Genomic DNA, 18,280 nt, shown 5'->3' with positions numbered 1-18,280 from the left:
ACGCTTTTTTAATATTAAATGAGTCCTATTGCGACACTGTTGTAATTGAGTTTATGGGAAATTTGGAAATAACTCTGAACAACATGAATACACATGTATAAATTGAAAAAGCCTTCCTAACGATAGGAGGGCTTTTATGCTGTCCAATGCTCAGAAGAAAGTATTCGCAAGAATCCCTTCTTTGTAAGGTCGCGATACTTCACGACTCCTTTTAGCTTTGGCAGAATAGCGGAGTTGACAGAATTTCAGGTCACCCTGGTTCGTTAATTTACTATAATGATAGCTATCTGACGTTAATGGTGAGAATGGAAAAAACAGCCCGAAGTCGGTAGTGATTAACTGACTTGTTTATACGATTTGAAAATTGTTTTCTTCATAATGAATCGTCTGTCAATCCAGAAAGCTACCAACAAAGCTAGTAAACCGGTTAGAAGTACATTGCCGTAAGTTTCAAGAGGAAATGGTTTGCCCTCAAGGTGGATATCATTCGCACGATATTCGAGTCGTTTCACTGCATGCTTGGCAGTTAAAAGGTCTTCTTGTTTAGCTAAGTCTTCCAATGGTGCTTCAAATACATATCTATTTGGTGAATCGCTATGAATGATGTTCGTCTCTTTAGAATTACCTTTTTCACTCCAAAGTTTTACGTCGGCTGCCGCTAGGGATTTTGCGTTGCCACCTGGTATGATCTTTTTATCCAATCTTGGAGCATTCGATATTTGATGTCTTGCCACTATATTAAGGTGATGTTTTGTAGCAATGGGTGCATCCGAACTCGAAACAGTCAAAACTTGTGTCGTTCCTGTGGCTGCGTAAGTATCAAATATAGAAGATAATGCGATTTCATCCATGTCGTTATAAAGTAGTACACCTGCCTTTGTCTTATTCCAATGGAAGGAAAGATTCAATAAAAAAGTTGCAAAATATATGTCCTTTTGAAAAGGTTCTACTTTTGGGTTTTGAACGAAGTGGTAAGAAGGATAACTGATTTCCTTCGATATTTTTTTAGCCATGGGTTCTCCTAGTTTTTGAGCTATCAGATGCAGCACAGCATCGATACCTGCAGTTTGACCTGCTGAAGTTAAGGTGTTACCTTCGTGGACATACCGCACATCCTCTTTCCAATGAGTGTCAGGATATTGCTTGCTTAGTAAAGATATCCCTTGCCAGTGTGTGGTGGCTGATTTTCCTTTTAATAAGCCTGCATCGGCAAGATTCTCTGATCCACTGCAAATGCTCAAGATAGTGGTTTTACTGCTGGAATGTTGTTGAATCCATTCCCGAGTGGGTAGATATTTCTTTTCATCAAATATCGGCATGTAAGGAACGACGATAATGTCGGGACTTTTGCCTAATAATTTATCTAATTCCTTATAAGAGTAATGGGGGACTACATCCAGACCGCCCGATAACGTCTTTACGTTTTTGTCTGGAGCAACAGCAAATACATTAAAAGCGTTTGTTCTAGATAACAAATCATAGGGAATCATAAAATCAAATACCTCAGTGTCTACATTCGCTAATAGAACTGCTACTGTAGGTTTATTAGGATCATACTTTGGTGGTTTAACACCATGTAGAGAAGGAACTGGCTCATGGCGGACATTCTTGAAAAAATCATTCTGTGAACGAACAAATCCGAGGAATCCCACCCCTCCCACAAACACGGCAAAAATCAATACATAAACAACGAAACGTACTACTAACCTTTTCATTTTATATTCCTCCTCCGGATATGAATGTTGTTATTCTTTAACGTGACAAAATCTCCAGACTCCAATGAATAAACTTTTGATACATCTTGAACAAAAATCATTTTCCACCTCCAAAATGTGGTTATTTGTTATTGATACCCCTGTATTACATTTTACTTAGTTTGACCATGATAAAAACCGCACTCTTTTTGGGTATTACCGTAAAATTTCGTGGTACCCCCACAGGGTATTTGTTGTTATCTTGATTTCATATTATCTTTTTTCTAAAACCTTCATAATTGTGCTAGAGCTTGATTTTTATATCAGACTTCAGATTTAGCCGGTTTCAGACCACAAAAAAGACAGAGACTGAAATAGTCTCTGCCTAAGATATTGCCTTAAAAACCGATATCAAGTTAAAGAACTAGACCCTAACTTGAACAATAAATAATTACTTCGCTTTTTGCGTCAAATGTGAATTAAAAGGGAGAGAATTTTCCACTCTCTCTTCAACTAAACTGCCCCGTTTGTTCAATAAGAAGTTCAATAAAAAGTGCGTTAATCCTAATTGGATCAACGCACCTGTTATATACGTTTAGCGTGACGCTTTTTGAGGTTGGCACACGTCACATTTACGTTGGTTATTATTTTTAAATTTCGTAAATGTTTTTTCAAAGTTGCTACCACATGCACATTTAAACAGTAACTTTTGAGAAAAACCGTGATATTCCGTCGTTTGCAACTTACTTTCCGAATTGTTCTCAACAAATTCTTTAATTTTACCAATCGTCCATCGTTTATTCATTCTCTTACACCCCCATATTTTATCGCTAGTCGGAGGCTTTTCTTGGCATCCGTTCAATTATAAGTAAAAGTCGTAATTATCCTAAGTACCTCATTATAACATGAGCAAGGTACACAATTAAACAAATGGAAGGTATCTTATTAAAACTGCCCCGTTACTTCAAAAAGAAAAGCATTACCGTTGTTCCAATAATGCACCCGTTAGTTGAAGTAGCTATATGTTACCTTTACGTACTTCCAAGCTCATTTCAGCATCAAATCTCAAAATGCCTAATTCAGTCATATTAGATATTTCTGTTAATATTTGTTCAGCTTCGATTGCTTTATAATCTATATCCAAAGCAATCCCACAAGCCCAAATCTTCACATTTGGTTCAGGGTTAGTCATCAGAGAATCGAGTATATCCTTAAAAAAATCTTTGTCCTCTTTTATAAGACTAGCTATTTTTAAAAGTTTATCACTAGCTTTGTTTCCCTCTATATAATCACCATTTAAGGTGGCTTGTCCTTGAATAATAGCATTTTCAATAAATAAATTTGTTAAATATGTTTTATCTTTTTTCACTTATTTTTCACCTCCAACAAAGGTTCTTTCTTCAACTAATCTGCCCCGTTTGTTCAATAAGAAAAGAGCTGCCCCCACAACTCTTTGTTGAACTCTTGCACCCGTTAGCTTAAGTACAATACTTCACAATCCCAAACCAGTTAGCTGAATCATCGTCATAATTCCAAAACTATAAAATTTTTAGAATAACTTCCATCCTCCAACATCCCAAATAAATTGATAATAAAAATAATAAAGACCCAAAAAGGTATTAAGGGTAAGAGAAAAATGAGAAATGAAAGGCTTAACCATAGATTTTTTATAAATGAATATTAATAGTAGCGAGTTAACTAACACTGGTACTATTGTAAACCACATTCTTTCATCCCATATGGAAACAGTATTCGGAACTAACCACATTATGAGTTGATCCGATATTTGTGCAATAACGGAAAATATGAGAAGTAACCAAAATAATAATTGTAAAACATTGTTCTTATTTACAAAACGCATACAACTCACACCTTTTTATCGAATAAATATAACTTTAACAATTAAAGAAACTTTAAGAATTTAATGAACTTGGTATTGTTAATTTTTCAGATTGAAGAACTAAGGCAGTTAAACCTGTTTCACTTCCGCTCGTGTGACCTTCACCTTTTTCCCAAAATACACCTTCACCACTTTTCAGAGTTATTCTGGTATTATCTTCTCCCTCAATCCATCCCTCACCTTGAATTACTATAAAAAGCTGTGGCACTGGTGCTATGTGATACCCTACAATACCACCTTGTTCTATATCAATAAAACCAATATTGGTCGGTTCCTCTGTTTTTATTATTTTTGAATATAATGCTGAGACAGAGCTGTAATTACTGATTATTTGACATGCTCCAATTTTAAACAATTGCACTAAAAAGCCTCCTAATACTTAGGTTTCTATTTCCATTTTACCTTTTTAAGGGAACTTTTGGAATAAATCCTTCCTCAACTAAACTGCCCTTTAGCTTAATAAGAAAAAGCCACCAAGGTGGCAGCTACGGTGATTATGCGAAGGATTTGTTTTTAGTTGGGACCAGTTTTAAAAACTTCCGATAACAGACAATTGTTAATACAAACAGTAATATACTCCATAGATAAAAATATGTTCCAAACTGATTCCAAGTTTCCGTTGTCGAAATATTTTCGGCAATCTTTATTCCTAAGAAGTTTAATTGCATAGTCCCATCAATGTGACTATTTACTAACCCATTGCCTTCCCCAGCCATCAAAATAAATAACAAGCCAAAGCATCCAGCAAACCTAAGAAATAACCATCCAAATCTGTTTTGGTTCAACGAGGTTTCCTCCTCAACATCGTATTTATAAGAAAAATTCTAAAAATATTGGAAAAATCCTTCTTGAACTAAACTGCTCCTTTAGTTGAAGAAAGCTAAAGAAAAAAGGCTGCCGCAGCAACCTCTTACATCCGTTAGTTTAATAACTTACCCTCAGCTTCTATAGTATTTGCAATTTTTACAATTTCTGATTTAGCTAATTTTTTTTCACCTTTATATTCAACTGTTAATTCTAACTCTTCTTTTTCTTCTTCCCAATCCAAGTATTGTTTTCCGTTTTTTTCTTGATAAAAATATTTTGTTCCTTTAATTTTGTGTATTTTATCCCATTTAGGGTCATCATACCAACTTACATAATCTGTAGCAGTTATAACGAGCTCTGTTTTTTTTGATAAGTAATGTAATTTCAGTTTATCGCACCTTTTACCACAGGAAGTAGTAGTCATATAACTTTTACTATATTCAAAAGGGATATAACTAGGTTCAGCTTCTATTCCTACCCAAGCGCCAGACCAACTTATAGGCATTTTTAAAGTAGGTGAATAAAAAATAACATATACTAACACAACTCCCCCAATAGTTAGAAGATATTTCAATATTTTTTTCTTAGTAATTCGTTTATTTTCCAAAGTTACTCCTCCACACAAAAATATACGAGATAATCATATCAAATTATTCGCTGAAAGAGTCTCAATTCTTCTTCAACTATCCTGCTCCGTTAGTTCAACAAGAAAAAATGACCGCCGCAGCGATCATATCATCCTGAACAAAAGCACCGAGTTAGCTTAAGTACAACATTTCACAATCTTTCTTGTCGAAAAAAATGCTACCTTATACTTGAACCATCGCACCCATCGAACAAGGAGGGTGACAATAATATGTTAAATCTGTGTTGTGAAGTTCTTTTTATCAAGGGCTTTACCTAAAAACAACTTTTTATAAATGAAATACAACGCTATTCCAACTAACCCTCCAATTGTATTTAATAAAACATCATCTATATCAATTGCTCGTTGTCCCCCTCCAGAATACTTAAATCCTGAAGTGATCAAATTATCTAGAAGCTGATACATCTCGATAAAAACTGTTGTTAAGAAAATAACTATTACAGCTTTATATTTGTTGTTTATAATCTGTAAAAATAACAATGCAAAAGCCAATGGTAACAATAAAAATAAATTTCCTACCGTTTGTATTATTGTTACAGGTGCAACAACCTTACCAAATAAATTACTATAAATAGTTTTAAAAGGGATAAAATTTATTCGTTCAATATTCACATATAGATTTCCTACATACTCTTGCGTTATGTAATAAGAAATATCAATGTAAGCTACAAATGAGTGTAATACAAATAAATAAATGACAAATACAAATAAAATAACCAAATTCAAAACATTTTTCACTTCTGATTTACTAATTAACCATATAGAGATTAGTAAAACAATTCCAAAGTTCACCACTAAGTTTAATAAATCTAGAAGCTGTACTCCTTCATATATGTAAGTTCTATAAGCATAGATAAAATAGAATAAAGCCCCTAACAAACAGTAGCATTTATTCAGTTTTATATTAATCATGTCCTTCCTCCTTCAAAAATTTGGATAATAATAATTGTATGATAGCCAATACTATAAAACTTGTCACTAAAAATTGTAAAGTTGAGTTCTTATTGAACTAACCTGCCCCGTTAGTTGAATAAGTACATGTCAAAAGTCAAACAAGATTACTTCTCATAACCTTAGAAAAACATTTTAACAAAGTAAAGACACAGCAATTATAATTACTGTGCCTTCGGAATCTTTTGTTTCTTTCCTGCGAAAAATGCAGAACATAGAAGGACGACTGTTCCTAACCCAACTCCCACTATCATTGAATAATCAAAGATATTCTTTAATACTACTCCACCCGCAATTGATGCGACAAAAAACATAAGAAACATTACTGTATAGTTCTTCTTCAATTATTTACCAACCTCCTTTACCATTATTATACTATTAAAATTGATTTCTTAAAGCCCTATCTAAAAACAACAAAGATTACGAAAACAACCTTTAATTTAAACAATTCGGCAGATAGAATACACAATCCTTAAGCAAGTAAACTGCCCCGTTAGCTCAATACCAAAAAAACGCTTCAATCAGGAGGTTTTTCTTTTGTAAATTCAGGAATTATATTTTTTTACCAAGAAATACTTGCTACTGCCCATTATTATGCCTCCAACAACACCCATTAAAGTACCAATGATAGCCCAATTGGTTGATAAATATATACCAAACATAAACATTACTAATCCTATAGAAAACATAGTCATCCCTTTATTCATTTTTCCCCTCCCCAAAAGTAAATAATTTCCTATACAAATGTTAACATATATAGGTTTTTTAGTTAACAATTACTTCAACTAACCTGCCCCGTTACTTCAATAAGAAAAAGCATTACCGTGGTCCCAGTAATGCAACCCATTGTTCAACAATGTAAATAGAAAAGATTTTCTTTTTGGCTTCTTTCTTAAAGTAACCTGCTTCGTTACTTGAATAAGAAAAGCAATCCTTCGTTATTGAAGCATCGCACACGTTATTTTAAGTACATTTTTTTACAAATTCTAAATTAACTTGATATGTTCGCTTTTACCAATTAGCTTTTCATGCCTTGGTGGGTAAACATAATAAAAAACACGGCTAGAAATAACCGTGTCCAAACATTAACAATCACCGGCAACCCTCTTTAGCAGTATAAGAGCAAGACAAAAATCCACCAATTTTGCAGCTTGATCTTTAATTACCGCCCCTTGGGATTAAGTACAAACCTTCACAGATTATTCCAATCAAAATATCCTTAACGATTGCTTCAGAGAGGTCGGTGTATATCTTAAAAGACTTTTTCGAAAAATACACAAAGGAGGTGTAAGATATGAGACATATTTTAAGAATTGTCATGAAGTTTATTGCAGCTGTTGTTGTTCTAGGCATTATTGATGCGTTGGGCTACGATTTGGGTGCTTCTGATATCCTAGGGATTTCAGCGGTTTTAGCTATTGTTAGTTATGTATTGGGCGACTTATTTATTTTACGAGTTACCAATAACACAGTGGCAACGATTGCTGATTTTGTCTTATCGTTTGTCATTCTCTACTTAATGATCGATAATATGACCATTGAGGATGACGTGTTTTCCGCTTCACTTATTGGCTCGATAGCGATCACAGCTTTTGAAATCTTCTTTCATCGCTTATTAGGAAGAGAACGTGGCAAACATGCTTCCAATCAGCGACAAACCATCCAAACTGGAAGACCACAATTTCAAACAGAAGCCTCTTCTGAATTAACTCCTGATAAACAGGATGTAAGAAGTGCTCAACAGGACAAGTCTCAGGAGGACCAGAATAAACAATAATAATCTAAAAAAAGCGTACATTCCAAATGAATGTACGCTTTTTTAAATTATCCCAATTATTCCGCTGATGCTAAAGAAACGTGGTCCCTTTTTTCCTTATAAAGAACACAAAGCTTATACTGGTTTGGTCATCTTGTAAAAAATACTGTTTGATCACTTTCAACATTTAGGAGCAGCTAATAGAGAATGAATAAAAGGGAATACAGGAACGCCAATCCCACTCTTATTGATATAATACTCAGTAAACTCGGAATCACCGTAATAAGACGGTGATAAATTTTTAAAAAAAGACTGACCATTTATATGAATATCTAATCGACACCAAAAATCTATATCAACTAAATCATTATCAAACAGTTCAGGTAAAACTTCATCTGGTTCTGTATGGAAAATAAATTTAAGTTTTGTCATATTTATCAACCCCTTTACGACAGAAAACCCTTAACTGCCACCCTTTTCTTTCATAAACGCATCCTTTAGGATTTATCGCTTGCGAATAAATTTAAATACGATATAAATAAATCCACCGATTAGAAATACATAAGCAGTAACTAATGAATCTTCAACTTCTATAAAATCTTGTCCTTGGTTAATGATAAAAAGTAATATGGCACAAATGACCATTACAATTCCAACAAGATACCTTGCCATTTGATACCCTCCAATTAGGGGATTTTTAATACTGCTTATTTAACTATTCTGCCCTATAGTCGAACAAACAAAAAAAGCTGCAATAGCAGCTACGAATGTTCAACCAATTTGCACCCGTTAGCTGAATAAGAAATAATCTTACTCAACTACTTTTAATAATAATTTTCTCGTTTCTTCAAAGTTGTTATATTCCTCAAAGAAGTCTTGATAATCGCTAATTTTGTGTTCAAAAAACTTATATTGTTTAAAGAAATCAAAAAAGGACATTTGTAAAAACTCAATCTGACTTTTGGGAATCTTATTTGTTTTCCCTGTAAGAACATAACTTAAGGTTCCAGATATATTCATACAATAAGTGTTAAAATCACCAGTTAGACAATCATCTTCTTCGGATAAATTGAAAAACTCGGTTCTATAATCTTCTTGTATTTTATCCGTATCTCTATAAGGAAATGGCTTATCTAATTTGTTTTTTAAATCAGTTAATCGTTTTATTATATTCTCCATTTTTCCCCCATAAGTGTGTCCGTTTTACCTATGTATATCACGGTTTCTTCTTCAACTATCAGCTATGTTAGCACAACAAGAAAAAATGACCGCCGCAGCGATCATTGATGGCAATCGATTTTCTACTCAAGTACCTGTCGTTTAACAATAAACTACCATTTAAGCCGCCTAGAATGGCAGCCGGACTATAAATATTAGTATCATTTAATTTAATAAATTTAAAATAATCATTAACAGAGTGACTCAATAACATTCTTTATACTTACATAATACCGTTATTTATATTTTTATAATAGAGTATTTTTTTGTAATTCCTACACTATATTATACTTTAAATACAAATCTAATAATAGAAGAGGTGTATCAGTATGAATGATAAAAAAGATGTCTTAGATAATGGTCCTTTTTTTCATGGTACTAAAGCAGAATTAAAAATTGGTGATTTATTAGAACCGCAACACTTATCAAATTACCAAGAAAAAAAATCTAACCATATATACTTTACTGCAACATTAAATGCTGCCAAATGGGGTGCTGAATTAGCAAAATCTAATTCAAAAGAAAGGATCTACATAGTAGAACCATTAGGAGATTTTGAAAATGATCCTAACTTGACTGATAAAAGATTTCCTGGAAACCCAACACGCTCATATAGATCTAAATCACCTCTAAAAATAATAGCTGAATTAGCTACATGGGAAAGACACTCTGATGAAGAGATAAATCATATGCTTACATCTTTAAAGAAATTAAGTGAAGAAGGAAAAAATGTGATATACGATTAATTTTCAAATAAACACTTCCCCTCAATCATGAGGGGCTTTTTTTTTTCCGTTATCAAAAGGTACAGGGCGGTGTTAGTATTTTTCTTTTTGTAACGTAAATTTATCCGATTTATGGTTTGGTGCAAATTAACAGAAGAAGACGATATTTTTTTATTGTAATAATAGATTTGGTCGGGGATTTGATGCTCTCGGCTTTCTTAGTTAGATTAAGGATATGTGTTAGACGGTTCTTCAACTTTCCTACTTCATTAGTACAATAAGAAACAGGATCGCCGCAGCCATCCCTTTATTGAACATAAGCACCTGTTAGTTTAAGTACAATCTTTCACAATCCAACAAAAATAAATAAAGAGGTTACTTAAAATTTATTAGAATAAGGACTTTTTAGGAGTAACCCTAAATTAGATAACTAATCTAAAATCGATAATTTTAATGACTCTAGATTATTTTTCATAACATCTAAATAGTTCAAGCCCTGTTCTTGCTCTTTCTTCGTTAATCCCTCCAATGGATTTAATACTCCCGTTTTAGCTCCTATTTCATTTGCTAAGGTTTTTGCTACTTTTGAAGATGTCATCTCCTCAAAATAAATCACTTTAGTATTTTTCTTCTTTGTCATCTCTGTTAATTCAGTTAATTTTCCTAATGTTGGTTCAACATCGGGTGATAATCCTGCGATAGGAATTTGAGTCAATCCATATTGTTTTGCTAAGTATCCAAATGCAGCATGTTGTGTAACAAATTCTTTCTTCTTGGCTTTATCGATAGTCTCTTTATATAAGTGGTCCAAATTAGCTAGCTCCGCATTAAATGCCTCTGCATTTTTTTGAAACTGGTCTTTATTTTTGGGATCTGCCTGTTCTAAAGCCTTAGCAATAGTGTTTACCTCTTGCTGAGCTAACACTGGAGAAAGCCAGACATGAGGATCTTTAGAAGCAGCATGATCCTCGCCTTCCTCGGATTCCAGTGCATTCATCAATTTAATCCCACTGGAAGCTTCAACAACCTTTAATTTTGAATCATTAATACTTTTCAATACCTTTTCAGTCCAAAGTTCAAAGTATTGGCTATTATAAATAAAAACATCAGCGTCTTGTATTTTTTCCATATCCTTTGCTGTCGGTTCCCAATCATGTGGTTCTACACCATTTGGTATTAATAGTTCAACGTTTGCTGAATTGCCTGCCACCTTTTTTGCAAAATAGTACATTGGATAAAAAGTAGTAACAATTTGCAGTTTTTTAGATCCTTCACTTGTTTTTTCACTTTTCGTTGAAGCTGTGTTTGAACAACCACTTACCATTAATAGAAAAATAACTAATGTGACTAACAGTCTTTTCATGTTCATTTACCTCCAAGGTATCTTTAATTAGGAATTATTACGATTTAAGGAGCATAATTATTTTGTATAATTCAAGATTAATTGTAATATGTAAATCGTAATTATTACGAATTAAATATTATAATGATTATTTATTTATGTCAATCATCAAATTTTAATGAAATGAATTAACTAGAAGTGCATATCGATATGATAGGAATGATAGATTCGAGGAGGTAGAATGGCTGTGAGCTTTATAAATAAGATGGTAAAAGATGGCTTCGCTTTACTATTATTTTGTTTATTCCTTTTTCTATTTCTTTTCGCGGAGGAATTAAAAAACATTTCTTTTTTTACTAGAATCCCTAGTACGTTTTTTAATGTAAATACCATTTTTCTTAGTATTATTTTAGAAGCAATTCCATTTATTTTACTGGGTGTATTTGTATCAGCAATTATCCAATCATTTGTTTCCGAAAATGTAATCCGAAGGGTCGTACCCCGTAATGCTTATTTAGCCCTTATACCTGCTGCTTTACTTGGAATAATCTTTCCTATATGTGAGTGTGCCATCGTTCCTGTCGTTCGCAGGTTAATAAAAAAAGGTATGCCTTCACATGTAGGTGTTGTATTTATGCTTAGTGCTCCGATTTTAAACCCTGTCGTTTATGCATCTACTTATTTTGCATTTAAAAGCACGCCTTATGTAGCCAATGCAAGGATGTTTGTAGGATTTATAAGTTCCATTATTATCGGATTAATCATTTACAGACGTTTTAAAGGTGAAAATATTCTTAAAGTGCAGAAGGAAGACCATCATCACCATCACCACCACCAAAGAGGAAATAAACTATTAGAAACACTCTATCATGCTAGTGATGAATTATTTAATACAGGGAAGTATTTATTCATAGGTGCATTTCTCGCCAGTTTATTTCAAGCATTCTTAGACCGAAATGTTCTCCTATCAATAGGGACAAGTACAACCTTTGCACCAATGGCTATGATGGGATTAGGGTACGTCCTTTCTGTATGCTCTTCAGCAGATGCCTTTGTAGCCTCGTCATTTGGTTCCACTTTTACAGAAGGTTCCATCCTTGCATTTCTTGTTTTCGGTCCTATGATTGATATAAAAAATACCTTAATGTTATTCGGTTATTTTAAGAAAAAGTTTGTCTTATATCTACTATTGGTAACTCCTCTTATCGTCTATTTTTCTGTTTATGTTTTTCAGCTAATTTTTTTATAAAAGGGGTGTTCAATTATGAGACCTAATAAAGTCCAAGATTTTTCTTTTCATCATCTTATCAGGGGAATCATTTTGATTGGATTTATGCTACTGTTATTTAAATTACTTCTAACGAATAATATATCCCTTTTAATCGCACCCAAAATGATTCGATTTATTTATTTCACGCTCTTTATATGCCTTATTCTTGGAGTTCTTTTGATTATTAGAGGAACTTCAGGAAAGGATCATTCTTATCATTGTGATTGTGATGGGGATCATACTTATCCTTCCTCTTTCGGGAAAAGTGTGTTTCTTTATTTATTATTTATTATTCCCATAACCACAGGATTTCTTTTCTCAAACAATGTGCTGGGAAGCTCTGTTGCAATGAACAGAACAATTATTTTGGGAGCTAGCTCTCAACCGCCTAAACAAAATAAAACTACAAATTACATTCCAAAATTACCATCATCATCTAATTCCAATAAAACTACCACTTTAACTACCACACAAAGTGTACTTGATAATCAACCTGAGCCTTTAACTCAAAAAGAATATGATGCTTTAAAGAATAAAATATTAAATGCTAATTCCATTAATATAGACGATAACCAGTATGTAAACATAATGAACATTATTCAAGATAATCTAAATGCGTTGGTTGGAAAAACGGTAACCACAAAAGGATTTGTGTATCGGGAAAATGAATTTATGCAAAACCAGATTATTGTTGCTCGATTTGGAATCACATGTTGTGTTGCCGATGCCTCGGTATATGGAATGATGGCAAAAGGAGAGGTAGCTGTATTGCCGAAGGATAAATGGGTTCAAGTAACAGGAAAAATTGAGCAGACCCAATTTAATGGGGAGACAATCCCCGTTATAAAAATTAACCAACTTTCAAAAATTACTGCTCCACAACAGCCCTATGTGTTTGACGCAGGTATTAAAATGGAATAGACCTTTATTAATAATGAAAAAAATGATTACTCCATCAAATTAAAAACAAGATAAAAGGCTTTTATTTTTATCTATTCATAAAATATTCACATTTAAGTAGTAGAATCATTTTTGGGTAAACGAACCATTACCTAACACATAGAGATCCAGCCGTAATTGTGCTGGATTTTCTATTTCTAATTATTATTGGTTTCAAATTAAACATTTAGAAAATTCTTTTGAACTGTTAGCATTTTCTTCACAAAGATTTTTAAATATATTTTAATGGGAAAAATATCTACCCCATATGGAAAATCAAAACATATCAAATTAGTGATAATTTTGATATGATAGAAGATGTTTTTTTAAAGAAACCAATTGTGTTATATCACAGGAGGAATATTCATGGATCGATTATTACAATTGAATACGATTTTTATAAGTATTATCATTGAAGCATTCCCATTTATTGTCGTTGGGGCTTTTATTTCTGCACTGATAGAAGTTTTTGTTTCTGAAAATACACTGCTTAGAATTCTACCAAAAAATAGATATTTATCCGTTGTCGCTGCTAGTTTTATGGGAGTATTCTTTCCTGGATGTGAATGTGGGATTGTTCCCATAGTTTCACGGTTAATAAAAAAGGGACTCGCCCCACATGCAGCCATTTCCTTTATGCTTTCTGGCCCAATTATCAATCCAATTGTTTTATTCGCTACATTTATTGCTTTCGGAGATAGCTGGAAGATGGTAGGGTACCGAGCAGGGTTAGCGATTGGAGTTTCTATTTTAGTTGGCCTTGTATTATCTTTTGTCATAAAGGAGAATCCATTAAAGGAAAATTGTGAATTACACACTCATGATCATTCTCACCAAAATACTAAACAAAAATTAATGAGTGTTCTTAACCATACCAGTGACGAATTTTTTAGTATGGGAAAATATGTAGTGCTGGGTGCACTAATTGCATCTACTATGCAAGTTTATGTACCTACACGGATATTAACAACACTGGGCGGTACACACGTAACTGCTGTACTGGTAATGATGGCTTTAGCTTTTATCTTATCTATTTGTTCGGCAGCAGATGCTTTTGTAGCAGCATCTTTTCGTAATTTTTTCCCCCAAACTTCAGTCGTATCTTTCTTAGTGTTTGGCAATATGGTAGATATTAAAAATTTACTTATGATGTTTGGGTCTTTTAAGGCAAAATTTGCGGTTCTTTTAGTTTCATTAATTTCATCATTTGTATTCATTGGTTCACTTCTTTTGTAAAGGATGTGGGATGATGTTTAAAGTCCTTATTTTAATACTTACTACAAACTTGTTTTTTATGCTGCATACTACAGGAAACATTTCAAAATATATAAACATGAAATATAGCTTCTTATCTGAGAGTATGATTGTGATTTTATCCATCCTTACAGTTGTCGAAGGAATTAAATTATGGTTCTCTGGAGAAAAGAAAGAAAGACTAGATGATTGTGATTGTAGCCACGATCATCATGACCATGAACACCCTCATGAACATGGACATAAAAAAAAGAAACCATCTGCTGGAAAAAAGATAAAAAAGTTCTTGGCTTACACGCTTGTGCTGATTCCTGCTATTACTGGAGTGGTTTTACCAGTGGCAACTCTTGATTCACAGCTTGTGAATGCAAAGGGTTTTTCATTTCCAACATTAGAGGACGGAAATAATCGGTACGGGACCCATCAAGTTCTAAATCCTGATATGAGTAAATTTATGAACCAAGCTGATTTTACGGATTTAGTCAGGAAAGAGTCTAAGTCCTATATTCCAAAGGATACTATTACTTTAACGGATAGAGATTATTTAGTCGGATTAGAAGTAATGTATAATTATTCTGGGGCATTTGCAGGGAAAACTCTTACCATGAAAGGCTTTACTTACAACGGTCCAGGAGAACAACCTAACCAGCTGTTTTTACTACGATTTGGGCTCATTCATTGTGTCGCTGACTCTGGTGCCTTTGGAATGATGATTCAATTCCCGAAAAACGTACACATTCCTAATGACCAATGGTATCAGGTAACAGGAACAATGGATACAGTTTATTATCCACAAATGAAAACCAAAATTCCTGTTTTAAAAGTAACAAGCTACAAAACCATTCCAAAGCCTAATGACCCTTATGTTTATAGAAACACTTTGAATTAATAAAAGGACCCTATTTGGGGTCTTTTTTTGTCGATTTATGTATGGAAATATAGAAAAACAAAAGAGCTTGGAAAATGTTCCATCTCTTAGTCTAGATTATGTATTTGTGCAATTAGGAACCTCTGAGGGTGCTTGCATGGGGGGCGTGGAAGGCATATCAGTCATGGCAATACTCTTGTTCAGCTAACCTGCTCCGTTCGTATTATAAGGTTAGCCAGAATGCTAAATATTTCTGGTTGACCATTTTTTATGGATATCCCTGGTATCTGAGAAAAGATCGCTGCAACGATCATGATGAAATCATTCCTCGTAATAAGAAATTACGAGAGTTCTATGATAAGAAACGTGATGAAGGAAAACCTTTTAAAAGTAGCTGTTATTGCTTGTGTAAATAAACTCTTACACTGGATATTTGCCCCCATTAAAAACATGTATTGATTTATATATCAATACATGTTTTTTAATAATGTTTATTGTCAATTTGATTTCCTATTATTTTTTTCTTCCGTTCGAATATATTTTATAAAGGGCTTTTTTTGAAAATATTCCAAAAAATTTTGTAAAAATATTTAACTGAGACGAAAGGTGATGATATGTTTTCTATTCTTACATTTCCAAACCCAATTTTGTTTCAAAAAGCAATTGATGTTGAACACATTTATAGTGTAACTCCACTTTTGAATGAAATGAAAACGTTCGTGGAAAATTCGCCACATGTATTAGGAATTTCATTACCGCAAGTGGGGGTATCAAAACGGGCTTTTGTTGCTCGATTTACAACAGGAACAGAAATTTTAATCAATCCAAGTTTTGAAATACTTGATCCAACACCCAACTCATTACCATCTGGCGAAGGATGTATCTCTCTTCCAGGGATTATAGGGATTGTTCAGCGCTACCTCATGATAAGGATTTCCTATTTATCAATCTTTGGTGAAAGGACATTCCGTGAGATAGGAGGGATGGATTCGATTATATTTCAGCATGAATTTGATCATTTGGAAGGAATTCTTTTTACAAGCAAAACTTTGCAGGCATTTTAAAAAGGCAACGGATTTTGGGGCTGTTGAAAAAAATAATAGGATTTTCTAAGACCTGAATAGAATTTTTTCTATACAGGTTTTTTATTGGAGGAATTTTTTATGATGGGTCTTAAAGATGAATATCAAAGGAAACTTGAATTTATTGATTTAAATGTGTTTGTTCCTTCAAATAAATATTCTTCGCCAAATTAATGAAAAAATAAATTTCTGCCACGGTAGTGGAACAAGAAAAAAGCTACCGCAGCAACCTGGTCTTATTCAACTCTAGGGTCCCAGGACATTTAAAAAGGATTTGGAACCCAGTCCAAACCCTTTCCTTCATCCTGCTAATTTTCATTATTGATTATCTAGAAGCCCACTGCCAATCTATTTATTTCCTGGAGCCGGCTGATCAACACCTTTAACATGGTGCTTATGTCCATCTTCTTCTGATGTATAAAAATCATAATAGTGTACATGCATTCCATTACCAACAGGTATAGCCGGGCCTGAATAAGCTTTATAATGATGGTTATGCCCGTTTTCGAAAACAACAAATCCCTCAGTATAATGAATATGGCTGCCATCCTGAGTTTGTATCGGTGGAGACGTTACATCTAAGCACTGATGAACATGCCCAGCCTCCATCGAGGTGTAATCAACGGAACCATGATTATGATGCGGAACAAACCCATTTACAAAATCATCTTTTCCTACCTTAGCCATACCCCCACCCCTTCACTATTAGTTCGCATATAAATTGTAAGTTATCTGCTTTATTATAATATTTACAAAAAATAAGAATATGTTATGCGATAGGGTTATTTAAATTTCATTAATTGCCTTTCCCAGGATTATAGTAGTGAGGATCATTTTTATGATTTTTAATTTCCTTATTATCAATAAATAACTTTCCATTTTCTAAAAAAGTTGCTAACATAATATTCTCTACTTTTTCTCCCTTTTTATCTACCTCATTCATGAGCCACCCTTGGTTTAGTTGTAAATATTTTAAATTATGATAAATGATTTGACCGTCCATTATCAGTGGAATTGGAAGGTATTCTTTTTTTACCTTTAAATTTAAATCATTCGGTTGTACTGGTCTGTATTGCGATTTCGGGATCACACTAATATTTCCGGTTTCTTCCATGGCTGCAAAGGCAATGTTTTGCGTATCGGTATAGCCTTTCACTCGTAAATTGGACAATAATTCGTTCAATGGCATCTTCGCCTTTTTCAGTCCTTTTCGATCTATATCCCCGTTACGAATCAGCACAATTGGACGCTCATATAAAAGCCATCTTAATTGATTATGTAAGGATAAACGCAAAAAAATTTTATAAAGTATCACAACGATTCCAGCATAGACTAATGACTTCCATACATGACTAGTCTCAACTGGCGTACTGATAATATTTGTAAGGACAAAAATATACAATAAATCAATAGTGTTCATTTGGGATACAGCTTTTTTTCCAGTAATCCTTAAAAACAAATATCCCGCAACAAAAATTATGAACGTACGATATAATGTTTCCAAAACTGCTTCACCCCTCAAGGGTTCTTCCCTTTTTGTTAGTATTCTAAGTTTTATGTGGGAATATAACAATTTCGTTCCATTATCAAAAAACACCAGTAAAAAAAGCATTGTTGCAAGAAAGTAACAAAGAGTCGTACTTTCATTTTAATTAACATTACTTATTTGATTTTCTCAGCCAACTCCAAAATAATTCCCTCTGGACCACGAACGTAGCATAATTTATAACTTTCTTCATATTGCTGTATCTCACTAAAGATTTCGGACCCTTCTTTTTCAATTTGGCAACAACAGCTTCAATATCTTCAATAGTAAGAAGAATGAGAC

General features: G+C 33.4%; 22 protein-coding genes and 2 pseudogenes. 8 read left to right on the top strand and 16 right to left on the bottom strand.

Features of this window, described 5'->3' with window-relative positions; all coding sequences use genetic code 11:
- Positions 1-335 precede the first annotated feature (335 nt).
- From QNH17_RS13660 to QNH17_RS13620, 9 genes are all read right to left on the bottom strand, one after another.
- Positions 336-1,715 carry a DJ-1/PfpI family protein gene (locus QNH17_RS13660; protein WP_283879182.1) on the bottom strand — a complete coding sequence of 460 codons (1,380 nt, stop codon included), beginning with the start codon at positions 1,713-1,715 and terminating at the stop codon, positions 336-338.
- Between the two features lie 574 nt (positions 1,716-2,289).
- Positions 2,290-2,499, bottom strand: coding sequence for a hypothetical protein (locus tag QNH17_RS13655; protein WP_283879181.1), 210 nt, complete (start codon positions 2,497-2,499; stop codon positions 2,290-2,292).
- Between the two features lie 213 nt (positions 2,500-2,712).
- Positions 2,713-3,063 (bottom strand): DUF2019 domain-containing protein, encoded by a 351-nt coding sequence (locus tag QNH17_RS13650; RefSeq protein WP_283879180.1) that lies wholly within the window; start codon positions 3,061-3,063, stop codon positions 2,713-2,715.
- 544 nt (positions 3,064-3,607) lie between these two features.
- On the bottom strand, positions 3,608-3,955 hold the full coding sequence (locus QNH17_RS13645; protein WP_283879179.1) for a cupin domain-containing protein: 348 nt from the start codon (positions 3,953-3,955) through the stop codon (positions 3,608-3,610).
- 133 nt (positions 3,956-4,088) lie between these two features.
- Positions 4,089-4,379 carry a hypothetical protein gene (locus tag QNH17_RS13640; RefSeq protein ID WP_283879178.1) on the bottom strand — a complete coding sequence of 97 codons (291 nt, stop codon included), beginning with the start codon at positions 4,377-4,379 and terminating at the stop codon, positions 4,089-4,091.
- A 134-nt stretch (positions 4,380-4,513) separates the two neighbouring features.
- Complete coding sequence (locus QNH17_RS13635; RefSeq protein ID WP_283879177.1) at positions 4,514-5,008, bottom strand: hypothetical protein; 495 nt, start codon at positions 5,006-5,008, stop codon at positions 4,514-4,516.
- Positions 5,009-5,260: 252 nt separating this feature from the next.
- Entirely contained in the window at positions 5,261-5,959 is a 699-nt protein-coding gene (locus tag QNH17_RS13630; RefSeq protein ID WP_283879176.1) for a VanZ family protein, read from the bottom strand.
- Positions 5,960-6,162: 203 nt separating this feature from the next.
- A complete protein-coding gene (locus QNH17_RS13625) occupies positions 6,163-6,342 on the bottom strand; it encodes a hypothetical protein (RefSeq protein ID WP_283879175.1) in 180 nt (59 codons plus the stop codon).
- Positions 6,343-6,543: 201 nt separating this feature from the next.
- Positions 6,544-6,705 (bottom strand): hypothetical protein, encoded by a 162-nt coding sequence (locus tag QNH17_RS13620; protein ID WP_283879174.1) that lies wholly within the window; start codon positions 6,703-6,705, stop codon positions 6,544-6,546.
- Between the two features lie 587 nt (positions 6,706-7,292).
- On the opposite strand from QNH17_RS13620, the gene QNH17_RS13615 reads away from it, so the two are divergent.
- The gene (locus QNH17_RS13615; RefSeq protein ID WP_283879173.1) at positions 7,293-7,775 is read left to right on the top strand and encodes a YndM family protein; all 483 of its coding nucleotides are present in this window, start codon (positions 7,293-7,295) and stop codon (positions 7,773-7,775) included.
- 159 nt (positions 7,776-7,934) lie between these two features.
- On the opposite strand, the gene QNH17_RS13610 is transcribed toward QNH17_RS13615, so the two are convergent.
- The 3 genes from QNH17_RS13610 to QNH17_RS13600 form a co-directional block, all read right to left on the bottom strand.
- Positions 7,935-8,186, bottom strand: a complete 252-nt coding sequence (locus QNH17_RS13610) for a hypothetical protein (protein ID WP_283879172.1) — start codon at positions 8,184-8,186, stop codon at positions 7,935-7,937.
- Between the two features lie 72 nt (positions 8,187-8,258).
- Complete coding sequence (locus QNH17_RS13605) at positions 8,259-8,426, bottom strand: hypothetical protein (RefSeq protein ID WP_283879171.1); 168 nt, start codon at positions 8,424-8,426, stop codon at positions 8,259-8,261.
- Between the two features lie 138 nt (positions 8,427-8,564).
- Complete coding sequence (locus QNH17_RS13600; protein ID WP_283879170.1) at positions 8,565-8,933, bottom strand: YxiJ family protein; 369 nt, start codon at positions 8,931-8,933, stop codon at positions 8,565-8,567.
- Between the two features lie 368 nt (positions 8,934-9,301).
- Here QNH17_RS13600 and arr point away from each other — a divergent pair, with 368 nt between their 5' ends.
- A complete protein-coding gene (gene arr, locus QNH17_RS13595; RefSeq protein WP_283879169.1) occupies positions 9,302-9,718 on the top strand; it encodes an NAD(+)--rifampin ADP-ribosyltransferase in 417 nt (138 codons plus the stop codon).
- A 409-nt stretch (positions 9,719-10,127) separates the two neighbouring features.
- On the opposite strand, the gene QNH17_RS13590 is transcribed toward arr, so the two are convergent.
- Positions 10,128-11,060, bottom strand: a complete 933-nt coding sequence (locus QNH17_RS13590; RefSeq protein WP_283879168.1) for a metal ABC transporter substrate-binding protein — start codon at positions 11,058-11,060, stop codon at positions 10,128-10,130.
- Positions 11,061-11,280: 220 nt separating this feature from the next.
- On the opposite strand from QNH17_RS13590, the gene QNH17_RS13585 reads away from it, so the two are divergent.
- The 6 genes and pseudogenes from QNH17_RS13585 to QNH17_RS13560 all read left to right on the top strand — a co-directional run bounded on the left by QNH17_RS13585 (position 11,281) and on the right by QNH17_RS13560 (position 16,434).
- The gene (locus tag QNH17_RS13585; RefSeq protein ID WP_481858599.1) at positions 11,281-12,288 is read left to right on the top strand and encodes a permease; all 1,008 of its coding nucleotides are present in this window, start codon (positions 11,281-11,283) and stop codon (positions 12,286-12,288) included.
- 15 nt (positions 12,289-12,303) lie between these two features.
- Positions 12,304-13,230 carry a TIGR03943 family putative permease subunit gene (locus QNH17_RS13580; protein WP_283879166.1) on the top strand — a complete coding sequence of 309 codons (927 nt, stop codon included), beginning with the start codon at positions 12,304-12,306 and terminating at the stop codon, positions 13,228-13,230.
- Positions 13,231-13,596: 366 nt separating this feature from the next.
- On the top strand, positions 13,597-14,484 hold the full coding sequence (locus QNH17_RS13575) for a permease (RefSeq protein ID WP_481858623.1): 888 nt from the start codon (positions 13,597-13,599) through the stop codon (positions 14,482-14,484).
- A 13-nt stretch (positions 14,485-14,497) separates the two neighbouring features.
- Complete coding sequence (locus tag QNH17_RS13570) at positions 14,498-15,391, top strand: TIGR03943 family putative permease subunit (protein ID WP_283879164.1); 894 nt, start codon at positions 14,498-14,500, stop codon at positions 15,389-15,391.
- 296 nt (positions 15,392-15,687) lie between these two features.
- Positions 15,688-15,829: pseudogene (locus tag QNH17_RS13565) on the top strand (IS110 family transposase); the annotation flags it as partial.
- A gap of 155 nt (positions 15,830-15,984) precedes the next feature.
- Positions 15,985-16,434: a peptide deformylase gene (locus QNH17_RS13560; RefSeq protein WP_283879163.1), complete on the top strand. Its 450-nt coding sequence runs from the start codon at positions 15,985-15,987 to the stop codon at positions 16,432-16,434.
- Between the two features lie 366 nt (positions 16,435-16,800).
- On the opposite strand, the gene QNH17_RS13555 is transcribed toward QNH17_RS13560, so the two are convergent.
- The 3 genes and pseudogenes from QNH17_RS13555 to QNH17_RS13545 all read right to left on the bottom strand — a co-directional run.
- Positions 16,801-17,139 carry a YmaF family protein gene (locus QNH17_RS13555; protein ID WP_026564944.1) on the bottom strand — a complete coding sequence of 113 codons (339 nt, stop codon included), beginning with the start codon at positions 17,137-17,139 and terminating at the stop codon, positions 16,801-16,803.
- Between the two features lie 109 nt (positions 17,140-17,248).
- Complete coding sequence (locus QNH17_RS13550) at positions 17,249-17,956, bottom strand: DUF421 domain-containing protein (protein WP_283879162.1); 708 nt, start codon at positions 17,954-17,956, stop codon at positions 17,249-17,251.
- A gap of 158 nt (positions 17,957-18,114) precedes the next feature.
- Positions 18,115-18,275: pseudogene (locus QNH17_RS13545) on the bottom strand (VOC family protein); the annotation flags it as partial.
- Between the last annotated feature and the right edge of the window lie 5 nt (positions 18,276-18,280).

Origin of the sequence: Neobacillus sp. SuZ13 (genome assembly GCF_030123365.1) — a bacterium.
Lineage (GTDB): Bacteria > Bacillota > Bacilli > Bacillales > Cytobacillaceae > Neobacillus.
The sequence above is the reverse complement of the archived record's forward strand: the minus strand, read 5'-3'. Positions and strand labels throughout refer to the sequence as shown.

Excerpts from the sequence above, each read along its gene's own strand:
- QNH17_RS13660 (WP_283879182.1), bottom strand. The coding sequence starts at position 1,715 with ATGAAAAGGTTAGTAGTACGTTTCGTTGTTTATGTATTGATTTTTGCC.
- QNH17_RS13590 (WP_283879168.1), bottom strand. The coding sequence starts at position 11,060 with ATGAAAAGACTGTTAGTCACATTAGTTATTTTTCTATTAATGGTAAGT.
- QNH17_RS13620 (WP_283879174.1), bottom strand. The coding sequence starts at position 6,705 with ATGAATAAAGGGATGACTATGTTTTCTATAGGATTAGTAATGTTTATG.
- QNH17_RS13585 (WP_481858599.1), top strand. The coding sequence starts at position 11,281 with ATGGCTGTGAGCTTTATAAATAAGATGGTAAAAGATGGCTTCGCTTTA.
- QNH17_RS13555 (WP_026564944.1), bottom strand. The coding sequence starts at position 17,139 with ATGGCTAAGGTAGGAAAAGATGATTTTGTAAATGGGTTTGTTCCGCAT.
- arr (WP_283879169.1), top strand. The coding sequence starts at position 9,302 with ATGAATGATAAAAAAGATGTCTTAGATAATGGTCCTTTTTTTCATGGT.
- QNH17_RS13600 (WP_283879170.1), bottom strand. The coding sequence starts at position 8,933 with ATGGAGAATATAATAAAACGATTAACTGATTTAAAAAACAAATTAGAT.
- QNH17_RS13610 (WP_283879172.1), bottom strand. The coding sequence starts at position 8,186 with ATGACAAAACTTAAATTTATTTTCCATACAGAACCAGATGAAGTTTTA.
- QNH17_RS13605 (WP_283879171.1), bottom strand. The coding sequence starts at position 8,426 with ATGGCAAGGTATCTTGTTGGAATTGTAATGGTCATTTGTGCCATATTA.
- QNH17_RS13570 (WP_283879164.1), top strand. The coding sequence starts at position 14,498 with ATGTTTAAAGTCCTTATTTTAATACTTACTACAAACTTGTTTTTTATG.
- QNH17_RS13655 (WP_283879181.1), bottom strand. The coding sequence starts at position 2,499 with ATGAATAAACGATGGACGATTGGTAAAATTAAAGAATTTGTTGAGAAC.
- QNH17_RS13560 (WP_283879163.1), top strand. The coding sequence starts at position 15,985 with ATGTTTTCTATTCTTACATTTCCAAACCCAATTTTGTTTCAAAAAGCA.
- QNH17_RS13630 (WP_283879176.1), bottom strand. The coding sequence starts at position 5,959 with ATGATTAATATAAAACTGAATAAATGCTACTGTTTGTTAGGGGCTTTA.
- QNH17_RS13615 (WP_283879173.1), top strand. The coding sequence starts at position 7,293 with ATGAGACATATTTTAAGAATTGTCATGAAGTTTATTGCAGCTGTTGTT.
- QNH17_RS13580 (WP_283879166.1), top strand. The coding sequence starts at position 12,304 with ATGAGACCTAATAAAGTCCAAGATTTTTCTTTTCATCATCTTATCAGG.